This is a genomic window from Arthrobacter sp. B0316-1-20 (genome assembly GCF_059091865.1).
The window spans coordinates 1-7916 of sequence record NZ_JBNHHC010000093.1; the positions used below are offsets into that span (position 1 = coordinate 1).

Genomic DNA, 7916 nt, shown 5'->3' on the forward strand with positions numbered 1-7916 from the left:
CGATGCAGCGGCCCTGCTCGGCGATCTGCGGCAGGTTCAGCCACCAGTTCGCCGCGGCGGTCACACCCGTGCCGGAGCCGTGCAGGAACAGGATCGGGGTGCCCTCGCCCAGCTCGTGGTAGTGGGTCAGTTCGCCCTCGGCGGTCTCGAGCCACTTGTCCTCGAGGCCGAAGAAGGCATCGGTCGTGTAATCGGGGATTGCAACTGTCTTCATGATTCTCCTTGGGAAGGCCGTGATATTACGCGTAAATGGGTTCTGGATCCCGGCTGGGAGCGGGCTCTGTTGCCAGGATGGTGTGCAGGGCGGTGCGGATCTGGTTCTCGGCTTGGGCGACCTCCCACACCGGGGAGCTGTGGCGCCAGGCGATATAGCCGTCGGGGCGGACCAGCAGGGCGCCGGCCTCATGGATCTCGCGGACCTTGGCCCATGCGGCGTAGGGGTCCTCATGGCCGGTCTCGCCGACCACGATGGTGTCGAGGAAGCCGAGTCCGAGCCGTTCGGCGGCTTCCTTCCACGCCTGCCCCGCGAGTCCGGTGACCAGCGTGAACCTGCCCTGGCCGGTGACATCCAGGGTGGACACACGGTGCCCGTCTGCCCCGACGAGCCAGGCATGCGGAATCTTTGCACCGGGGCGTGTGGTGGGTTGTACGTACAGTTCGATGTCGCGGGCGAACGTTTCGGGTCCGGCCTCAGGGTCAGGTACGACGGCGGTGCTGGCGTACCGCTGGTTCAGCTCCACGCCTTGGGCGTTGAACTCGTGGTTTTTAAGTTCCAGTGCCTCAGCTACCCGGGCGCGCAGCTCCACGCCCTCCGGTGTGGCGGCCCGCAGCCGGGCGAGGCCGTGCTCAACGGACGGTTCGCCGCCGTCGGGGTCGGTCGTGTCGAAGCATTCCCGCAGGGGTGCGTAGTCGAGACGGGACTGGTTGGCCCGGGCCACGATCTGTTGTCCTACCGGTGCCCGTTCGGGCGAGTAGGACTCCAGGAGCCCGGAACCGGCATGGCCTTGGATGACGTATGCCAGTTTCCACGCGAGGTTGAACGCATCCTGAATGCAGGTATTGGAGCCCAGCCCGCTGCTCGGCGGGTGCCGGTGTGTTGCGTCTCCGCCGCAGAACACCCGGCCCTGAGACATGGTCAGTGCGTGCTGCTGGTTGACGTACCAGGTGGAGACGCCTTCAATCTCCGGTTCCAGGTCCGGGTCGCCCACGAGCGTGCGGATCTGCTCGACCACCCGGGCGTGGGAAAGGTCGGGTTCTCCGGCGGAAATATCGAAGCCCCACCCGGCGATCCACTCGTCCCAGGGCCGTACCGCGCGCAGCAGGCCCATGCCGATCTCGCCGAAGTTCGCGGCGGGGTTCATGATCCAGTGCAGAATGCTCGGGCGGTGGGCGACGTAGCGGGAAAGGTCAGCGCGGAAGCGGACGTAGGCGGTGCCGGCACGGGCAGTGTGCCCGACGAACTCCAGACCGATCTCCTCGGCGATCTGGCTCTTCGCCCCGTCGGCGCCCACGAGGTAGCGCGCCCGAATGGAGTACTCCTGATCGGAGGTGCGGTTCAGCAGGCGGACCGTCACGCCCTCGCTGTCCTGGGAATGGCCCAGATATTTCGTGGAGAAAGCGACCTTCGCGCCGCGCTCTGCGGCGTTCTTTACCAGCAACGGCTCCATGTAGGTCTGGGGGACATCGAGCATCGTGCACGGGCTGGCCTGGATGTAGTCTCCCAGCCGGTCGTCCCCTGTGCCCCACGCGCGCATCCGGGCGATTTCCGGGCCGGTCAGCGAGGTGGTGAAGAGCGTGTCGCCCATTTGATCCCAGGGCACGGCGTACTTCTTCACTTCCTCTTCGATGCCGAGGTCGCGCAGGACCTCCACCGCGCGCTGGTTCGTGATGTGTGCGCGGGGAGTGTTCGCCAGCCAGGACCATTGGGAGATCATTGTGGTACGGACGCCATAGGTTGCGAGGGCCAGTGCCGTGGTCGCCCCCATGGGGCCGGTACCGACGACGAGGACATCGGTGTCGAAGGCGCCGGGCCCGGTCGCCTCGTCCAAGCGGTCGGCCGCGCCGTTGATGGCCGTGAAGTTCTCTGTCATTTGTTTTTCCTTCTCCTGAGAAGACGCCCCCGCCTGACGCGGCGATTGTCACCGGGGGCTTCGGAACCCATAACTTGATACGTGGCGCAGCACGCGCAGTAACGTGAGGCTCGACACATAACAGCATAGACTTAGTTAGCCGGTGAACAAAATTGCATCCCAAAGACGACTCAATTGACGTGGTCCAGAACCAGTGGCGCGGCATTCTTCCTGACTTGGATACCTCTCCCATGTCGATCACGGGTCGGATCCGCGTCCTCGCGCACGCGATCCAGTCCGGCAGTGATGAGGTTTTGGCGCGGCACGGTCTGACCCGGGCGGACTTCGACATCCTCTCCGTGCTGGTCCGCAGCGGCAAGCCGCTCACCCCCACCGAGATCACCTCCCAGTCCCTGGTTTCCGCCCCCGGGACCACAAAGCGCCTGAAAAAGATGACAGCAGAAGGCCTAATCGAACGGGCCGAGAATCCCCGGGACCGCAGGGGATCGCTTATCACCCCGACCGAGAAGGCCCTTGCCATATTCGAGCCCATCCTGGAATCCATCTCCCGCTACGAGCAGGACCTGCTGGGACAGCTCGGGCCCCGGCACATCATCCAGCTGACAGAAAGCCTGCGGGAATTCATCTCCGTCGTGGAGAAGGAGGTTCCGCAGCCGCCGGCAACCTAGCGATCCCACCGCGGGGAAGAAACATTGTTCGCCGGCTAATTTGCCAGTTAACAAAAACTGTGTGAGACTCATCACGCGCCATAGCGCTCCAGCTCACGGGAGAGCCTTCGATCCCGACGGCTGATGCCTTCGGTGCCTATTGCCCGCCCTCACACTGGAGTACGCCCCGTGTCCACCACCACGCTTTCCGCAAAGAAGGCCGGCCCCTTCAAGGTCGCCATGGCCAGCTTCATCGGCACGACCATCGAGTACTACGACTTCTTCATCTACGGCACCGCTGCCGCGCTGGTCTTTCCCCGACTGTTCTTCCCCGAGGCCACCCCCCTGATGGGAACGCTGCTCTCCTTTGCCACCTTCGGTGTCGGTTTCCTGGCCCGCCCCTTGGGCGGCATCGTCTTTGGCCACTTTGGTGACCGAGTAGGACGAAAGAAGATGCTCATCATCTCCCTCGTCGGGATGGGCCTGGCAACGATGCTCATGGGCATGTTGCCCGGCTACGCGCAAATCGGTTTGGCAGCGCCGATTCTGCTGACCGTACTGAGGATGTTCCAAGGCTTCATGGTCGGCGGTGAATGGGGCGGCGCCACGCTGATGGCCGTCGAACATGCCCCCAAGGGAAAGCGTGGTTTCTACGGCGCCTTCCCGCAGACCGGGGCTCCCGCCGGCACCGCTCTGGCAACGGTCGCGTTCCTGGCCGTAGCGCAGCTGCCCGAAGAAGCCTTCCTCTCCTGGGGCTGGCGGCTTCCGTTCCTGGTCAGCGCCGTTCTGGTGGCAGTCGGCCTGATCATCCGTCTCTCCGTGTCCGAATCCCCGGCGTTCGCCGCCGCCCGTTCCCAGGACGAACTCGTCAAGCTGCCGATTAAGGAGGCGTTCAAGCGCCACCCCAAGGAGATCTTCCTGATCGCCGGTACCTACCTCTCCCAAGGCGTCTACGCGTACATCACCATGAGTTACCTGGTGAACTACGCTTCCAATGTCGTCGACCTGGACAAGAGCACAGCCCTGATGGGCGTTTTCGTCGCGGCCATCATCGCCACAGTGCTGTATCCGGTCTTCGGAGCCTTGTCGGACACCTACGGCCGCAAGACCATGTACCTCATCGGTGCCCTCGCCATGGGCGTGGCAACCTGGCCTGCCTTCATGCTGATCAACACCGGGACCGCATGGGGTTTCACCACGGCGGTCATCCTCCTCTTCGGCATTGCCATGCCCCCCGCCGCCGGTGTCACCGGTTCCCTGTTGTCCATGGTCTTCTCCCGGGAAGTGCGATACACGGGAGCATCGGTGGGCTACACGCTTGGCACCCTCGCCGGGCCCGCGTTCGCGCCGACCATCGCGACCGCCCTGTTCGCAACCTACGGTTCCTCCGACGCCGTGGCGGTGTACATGATTGTGGTTTCGGCGATTTCAGTCATCTCCGTGTCCCTCCTCCCCGGCGGATGGGGGCGCAAGGAAGCACGCTACAACGCCGAGACCCAGGACAAAGTGACAGCTTCATAGCGGCGCACACTGAGCGCCGCACAGGGGATTCCCCCGGTGCGGCGCTCATGGACACCAGAACAAATGCAGATACCCCCCGGGCCGGGCTGTCTACGACTCCTGACCCTGAACCAAGGAAGAATGCCGTGCCAGAACCCACCCTCGAACAGAAGATCCGGACCGCGCTTGCCCATCCGATCACTTCCGATGATGTGCTGGACCCGGAACGTGAACTGGCCGACGTTCTGTCCGCGGTGGGTCTGGATGTCCAGGCCTGTGGCGGAACGGTCTCTTTTTCCGGCAAGGACCCCATCCTGAAAAGCCCTTGGCCCCTGGCCACCATGGGCGGGGTGGCCCTCATGGCCAAGTCCGTTGCCGCCTCCGACCTGTGGTGCCACCGCACCGGCATCGGCCAGGACCTGTCCCTTGACCTGAGACGCGTTCCTCACCGCCTGTGTCCCTTCTACGATCAGAAGTGGGAACTGATCAACGGCTATCCCCCAGTCAATGGACACGACCCGACCAACCCCTTCTTTCCATCCTTCATGTATCCCACCCGCGACGGACGAATGATCCAGTTGCTCAACATCTATCCCAAGGCGAAAACCCGCGCCCTGGAATTCTTAGGATGCGCCGATAACTACGAAGCCATCGCCACGGTCACGCGCAACTGGGACTCCTTCACTCTCGAGGAGGAAGCCAACCGGCAGGGCCTGCAGGCAACCGTCGTACGCAGCACCGAAGAGTTCCTCGACCACGAACAATTCCGCCACCTCTCACAGCTGCCCCTTATACAGATCGAGAAGATCGGAGACTCCGACCCCGAACCGTTCTCGGAAGATCCCACAACCCCCCTGGACGGTGTCCGGGCACTCGGCCTGGGGCATGTCATTGCCGGTGCCGGGCTGGGCCGGGCCCTGGCCTTCCATGGCGCGGACGTTCTGAATATCTGGAGACCCTACGACTTCGAAATGGATTCCATCTACAGCACCTCAAGCGTAGGCATGCGATCCTCAACCCTCGAGTTCGCGGAACCGGACGGGATGGCGCGCATGCTCGATCTGGTTCGGGACACCGACGTGTTCTTCGCAAACCGCCGGCCGGGCTACCTGAACCACTTCAGGCTTGGCGCCGAGGAGCTCGCTGCAGTACGCCCTGGCATCATCCACGTCGAGATGTCGCTTTACGGGCCCACCGGCCCCTGGAGCGACCGCATAGGATACGACCAGAACGCCGGAGGCGCGACGGGGATCCTGGCCCGCGAAGGGACACTGGAAAGACCTGAACTCACGGAAATCTTTGTCGTCAACGACTACGCCATGTCGTGGCTCGCCGCGATGGCTGTCATGGCCACGCTTAAACGCAGAACGACCGAAGGCGGCAGCTACCGCATCCATCTCTCTTTGGCCCGTCTCTCACTGTGGCTGATACAGCTCGGTATCTTCGACAAGGACTACGCCTCGGACATCGGCGCCACCACCGGCGACCACGCATACCTGGATCCCGAGGTGTTCCACGCTGACACCCCAAATGGCCGCTACCAAGGCGTGACCGACCAAGTCCACATGTCAGCCACCCCCGGTCACTACGCCTTCCCACTCGTTCCCCGGGGATCCAGCCCAGCACGCTGGCTCTCCTGACCTAAAACCTCGCTGTTAGGGTCGGCTGGTACTGCCCCGATTCGACCTCGGGTGGGACACTTGGCAGAGCATCCCGTATTCCGAGCCGCGGGTACTCCCCTCGCCCTGAACTAGCAACGATCGGACGAGCCAACCGCCGATAACGGCGCATATGTCCGGAAGCATCCGGCGGGCCGCCTCAGATGTGGATACCGGTGTTGCTGAGATTGCTGGCGCAGCGAGACCTTTCATGGAGGGAAATACACCCGCTTTCTAAGGACTATCCCGGGCAGTCAGCCTCGAATCCCTGACTGTCCTGTCTACGTCGCAGACAGCGTCCGTCGCGGTGCTCTAGACGGCGCCGGTGGCGCCCAGCCAGGTGCCGATCAGGAAGGTCGCCAGCAGCGCCAGCAGGCCACCGACCACCACGCGGGCCATCGCCGGCACGATTTTCGGCGCAGATGCGGGACACGGGATTTCAGGAAAGACGTCGGAATTCTCCCGACCGGAGCTGGACATAGATCGGCAGGGCCATCTGGATGTGCCCAACGCCGACCGGCTCGTCAAGCAGCTCGTTGATCGAGGTTTGCCCTTCCAGCTCGCCGACCTGGCCCTTATCCATGAATCGACCATACGTGCCACTGGACGACCCAAATCCTTAGACACGTGTGTCAGGTTCTTGATTCCCGAGGCTGCCAGGGCTCTCCCTTACCAATCTGGGCGCCGGTCGTACGCACGGCACTTCCCGGCCCTCCGCCATCGCGGCAGGACGCCTGTAAATGCACCAATGAGCCAGGGCTAATGCCGATAACAGCAAATACGACTGAATTGACGGCAGTCATGACGGGGAAACCTGCACCCTGCTTGCACTTGGGGTCCCTCCCTTCGGGCATCCCTATCTGCCCGCCGAAGTGAGGCGAGGGCGCCGCCGACGCTGCACGCCCTCGCCTCCTATGGCTGGTCTGGCGGTATCAAGAAATCAGCTCGTACGCCGGAAGTGTCAGGAACTCCACGAAGTCCCCGCCGCCGATGGTCAGGTCCGCAATCAGCTTGCTGGCCGGCTCGTAGTACCTGGTGAACCGCTCGTCGTCGTTGATTTCGCTGCGCAGCTTGTCCGTCTCCTCGGCGAGGATCCGCTCCACGAGTTCGGGCGTGACGGTGTTGCCTGTGTCGGCCAGCGTGACCTTGTTGTGCAGCTGCTGCCAGACCTGGGACCGGGAAATCTCGGCGGTGGCGGCGTCTTCCATCAGGTTGTGGATGGCCACGGCGCCGTTACCGGAGAGCCAGACGGCGGTGTAGGCCATCGCGACGTAGAGGTTGCCCCGCAGGCCGGCCTCGGTGACCTCGCCCTGGGCGGAGGAAACATCCAGCAGCTGGGCGGCGTCGACCCGGACCTCTTCGCGGAGGCGGTCCACCTGGTTCGGCTTGTCGCCGAGCACTGCGTCGAAGACCTCGCGGCAGATGTCTACCAGGTCCGGGTGCGCCACCCAGGAACCGTCGAAGCCGTCGTTTGCTTCGCGGGTCTTGTCGGCACGGACCTTGGCGAAGGCCTGCTCGGTGACTTCCGGTTCGCGGCGGTTCGGGATGACGGCAGCCATGCCGCCCATGGCGAAGGCGCCGCGGCGGTGGCAGGTCTTAAGCAGCAGCTCGGTGTAGGCCCGCATGAAGGGAGCGGTCATCGCCACGGAGGCGCGGTCCGGCATCACGAAGCTGTCGCCGGCCTCGCGGAAGTACTTGATGATGCTGAACAGGTAGTCCCAGCGGCCGGCGTTCAGGCCCGAGGCGTGCTCACGCAGTTCGTACAGGATCTCTTCCATCTGGAAGGCCGCCGGAATGGTCTCGATCAGCACCGTTGCGCGGACCGAGCCCTGCGGCAGGCCCAGCTCGTCCTCGGCGAAGGAGAAGACATCGTTCCAGAGCCGGGCCTCGAGGTAGCTCTCGATCTTTGGCAGGTAGTAGAACGGGCCGTCGCCACGCTCGAAGAGGAACCGGGCGTTGTGGAAGAAGTGCAGGCCGAAATCAACCAGCGCGCCGATGGCCGGCTGCCCGTCGATCTCGAC

The 7916-nt window shown here is 63.8% G+C and carries 6 protein-coding genes and 1 pseudogene; 3 read left to right on the top strand and 4 right to left on the bottom strand.

Going from position 1 to position 7916, the window contains the following annotated elements; translation table 11 throughout:
- Positions 1-214: pseudogene (locus AC5RW2_RS38995) on the bottom strand (alpha/beta fold hydrolase); the annotation flags it as partial.
- 25 nt (positions 215-239) lie between these two features.
- Entirely contained in the window at positions 240-2090 is a 1851-nt protein-coding gene (locus AC5RW2_RS39000) for an FAD-dependent oxidoreductase (protein WP_494032895.1), read from the bottom strand.
- Between the two features lie 230 nt (positions 2091-2320).
- On the opposite strand from AC5RW2_RS39000, the gene AC5RW2_RS39005 reads away from it, so the two are divergent.
- The 3 genes from AC5RW2_RS39005 (at position 2321) to AC5RW2_RS39015 (ending at position 5877) form a co-directional block, all read left to right on the top strand.
- Positions 2321-2758 (top strand): MarR family winged helix-turn-helix transcriptional regulator, encoded by a 438-nt coding sequence (locus AC5RW2_RS39005; protein ID WP_494032896.1) that lies wholly within the window; start codon positions 2321-2323, stop codon positions 2756-2758.
- A gap of 168 nt (positions 2759-2926) precedes the next feature.
- Positions 2927-4258 (top strand): MFS transporter, encoded by a 1332-nt coding sequence (locus AC5RW2_RS39010; RefSeq protein ID WP_494032897.1) that lies wholly within the window; start codon positions 2927-2929, stop codon positions 4256-4258.
- 125 nt (positions 4259-4383) lie between these two features.
- Entirely contained in the window at positions 4384-5877 is a 1494-nt protein-coding gene (locus AC5RW2_RS39015; RefSeq protein ID WP_494032898.1) for a CoA transferase, read from the top strand.
- A 457-nt stretch (positions 5878-6334) separates the two neighbouring features.
- On the opposite strand, the gene AC5RW2_RS39020 is transcribed toward AC5RW2_RS39015, so the two are convergent.
- A complete protein-coding gene (locus AC5RW2_RS39020) occupies positions 6335-6478 on the bottom strand; it encodes a hypothetical protein (protein ID WP_494032899.1) in 144 nt (47 codons plus the stop codon).
- Between the two features lie 349 nt (positions 6479-6827).
- Positions 6828-7916, bottom strand: a 1089-nt coding sequence (locus AC5RW2_RS39025; protein WP_494075189.1) for a malate synthase, incomplete at its 5' end; no start/stop codon positions are given.

Coding starts and splice junctions, on each gene's coding strand:
- AC5RW2_RS39000 (WP_494032895.1), bottom strand. CDS start 2,090: ATGACAGAGAACTTCACGGCCATCAACGGCGCGGCCGACCGCTTGGAC.
- AC5RW2_RS39005 (WP_494032896.1), top strand. CDS start 2,321: ATGTCGATCACGGGTCGGATCCGCGTCCTCGCGCACGCGATCCAGTCC.
- AC5RW2_RS39020 (WP_494032899.1), bottom strand. CDS start 6,478: ATGGATAAGGGCCAGGTCGGCGAGCTGGAAGGGCAAACCTCGATCAAC.